This is a genomic window from Corallococcus sp. M7 (assembly GCF_054512695.1).
Window position 1 is genome coordinate 5,321,299 of sequence record NZ_CM137252.1, and the last position, 2,193, is coordinate 5,323,491.

General features: G+C 70.8%; 3 protein-coding genes. All 3 read left to right on the top strand.

The features are described 5' to 3' along the window. Window positions 1-16: 16 nt before the first annotated feature. The 3 genes from ACX114_RS21155 to ACX114_RS21165 are packed head-to-tail and all read left to right on the top strand — an operon-like array spanning window position 17 to window position 2,136. A complete protein-coding gene (locus ACX114_RS21155) occupies window positions 17-277 on the top strand; it encodes an acyl carrier protein (protein ID WP_459287202.1) in 261 nt (86 codons plus the stop codon). A gap of 46 nt (window positions 278-323) precedes the next feature. Continuing rightward, on the top strand, window positions 324-1,550 hold the full coding sequence (locus ACX114_RS21160) for a cytochrome P450 (RefSeq protein WP_459287204.1): 1,227 nt from the start codon (window positions 324-326) through the stop codon (window positions 1,548-1,550). 7 nt (window positions 1,551-1,557) lie between these two features. Next, window positions 1,558-2,136: an NADPH-dependent FMN reductase gene (locus ACX114_RS21165; protein ID WP_459287206.1), complete on the top strand. Its 579-nt coding sequence runs from the start codon at window positions 1,558-1,560 to the stop codon at window positions 2,134-2,136. Window positions 2,137-2,193 lie beyond the last annotated feature (57 nt).

The following is a 2,193-nucleotide window of genomic DNA, read 5'->3' on the forward strand; positions in this document are numbered from 1 at the left end:
GAAAGGAACCCTGATCATGCCATCCATCCCTTCCGCGGAGTCCCTCAGCGGCTGGCTGTCCTCGCGGATCGCCGCCTACGTGCAGCGCGAGCCCGATGAAATCCGCGCCGACGTGCCGCTGGCCGAGTACGGCCTGGACTCCGTCTACGCGCTCACCCTGGCCGGAGACCTGGAGGACCACCTGGGGCTGTCGCTGGACCCCACGCTCATGTGGGACCACCCGACCATCGCCGGCCTCACCCAGGCGCTGATCCAGGTGCTCTCGGCCGCCGCCTGAGCCCCGCCGCGTTCGTCTTCCACCGCCACCCCCGCTGGAACCCAACATGACCGCCCTTCCACCGCTGCCCACCGCACGGACCTGTCCCTTCGATCCGCCTCCCGAATACCGCCGCCTTCGCGTGGAGCAACCCATCAGCCGCGTCGTCACGCCGCGAGGCGACCCCGCCTGGCTGGTGACGCGCCATGAGGACATCCGCGCCGTCCTCACCGACCGTCGCTTCAGCTCCAACCCGCTGGCCCGCGGCTATCCGTCCTACGTCACGGGCGACGTGCCGCCTCCGCCGGGCTTCTTCATGCAGATGGACGCGCCGGACCACACGCGCCTGCGCGCGCTCGTCACGCGCGAGTTCATGGCCCGGCACATCGAATCCCTGCGCCCCCGGATGCAGGCCATCGTGGACCGCCGCGTGGACGCGCTCCTCCATGAGCCGCAGCCCGCGGACCTCATCAAGGCCTTCGCCCTGCCCACCGCGTCCGCCGTCATCTGCGAGCTCTTGGGTGTGCCCTTCGAGGACGCGGGCTTCGTGCAGAGCCGGACCGACGGCGTGCTGGACCGCAGCCGCACGGCGAAGGAGTCGGAGACGTCCGCCATCGAGCTGATGGGCTACTTCGACCGGCTGGTGAGCACGAAGGAGCAGGCCCCCGGGGACGACATCCTGGGCCGCCTCATCTCCGACAAGACGCGCAGCGAGCAGGTCACCCACGCGGAGCTGGTGGGCATCGCCGCGCTGCTGATGCTGGGCGGCTACGACACCATGGCGCAGGTGATTGGCCTGGGCACCGTCACGCTGCTCCAGCACCCGGAGCAGCTGGCGGACTTCCTGCGCGACCCCTCGCTGGCGGACGGCCTGGTGGAGGAGCTGGTGCGCTACCTCACGGTGAACCACGCGGGCCTGCCGCGCGCGGCCACCGCCGACGTGGAGGTGGGCGGCCAGCTCATCCGCGAGGGCGAGGGGCTCATCGTCATGCTCAGCTCCGGCAACCGCGACGAGCAGGCCTTCCCCAACGCGGACGCCTTCGACATCCGCCGCGACTGCCGGCACCAGGTGGGCTTCGGACACGGACTGCACCGCTGCATTGGCGCGACGTTCGCGCGCGCGGAGCTGGCCATCGTCTTCCGTTCGCTCTTCGAGCGCATCCCCTCGCTGCGCGTCGCCGTGCCCGTCGAGGAGTTGGCCTTCCGCCACGAGATGGTCCTGTATGGCCTGAAGCAACTGCCCGTGGCATGGTCCGCGGCTTCCCCGTCCGCCGGCCCGCAGGAGGCCGCCTGAGCACGCCATGAAGATCCTCGCCATTTCAGGAAGCCTTCGGAAGGTCTCCTCCAACACCCAGTTGCTGAGGGCCTGCCTGCGTCTGACGCCGCCGGGCGTGGAGATGACGCTCTATGACGCGCTGGGGGACGTCCCGCCCTTCAACCCGGACATCGACGACCTGGACAACGGCATCGCGCCCCCGGGCGTGCTGGCGTTGCGCGAGGCGCTCCGGGCCACCGACGCGCTGCTCATCTCCAGCCCGGAGTACGCGCACGGCGTCTCCGGCGTGATGAAGAACGCGCTGGACTGGCTGGTGGGCAGCGGGGAGATGTCCTCGCGGCCCACCGCGCTCATCAACGCCTCGCCGCGCTCCCTGCACGCGCACGGGCAGCTGATGGAGGTGCTGCGCACCGTCACCTTCGTCGACGTGATTGAAGGGCTGCTCACGGTGCCCCTGGCCGGCCGCAAGACGGACGAGGTGTCACTTGCGGCGGACCCGGACGTGGCGCCCGTGCTCGTGAAGACCATCGAGGCGCTGGTCCAGGCGGTGCGGAACACCGCGCCGCCGGAGCCCCTCACGCTGTCCCCGATTGGCGTCCGGTAGGCAGCGTGTCGAGCGGGCCCCGGAGCTGACTCCGGAGCCCGCTTCCCTGCCCCGCCG

Excerpts from the sequence above, each read along its gene's own strand:
- ACX114_RS21155 (WP_459287202.1), top strand. The coding sequence starts at position 17 with ATGCCATCCATCCCTTCCGCGGAGTCCCTCAGCGGCTGGCTGTCCTCG.
- ACX114_RS21160 (WP_459287204.1), top strand. The coding sequence starts at position 324 with ATGACCGCCCTTCCACCGCTGCCCACCGCACGGACCTGTCCCTTCGAT.
- ACX114_RS21165 (WP_459287206.1), top strand. The coding sequence starts at position 1,558 with ATGAAGATCCTCGCCATTTCAGGAAGCCTTCGGAAGGTCTCCTCCAAC.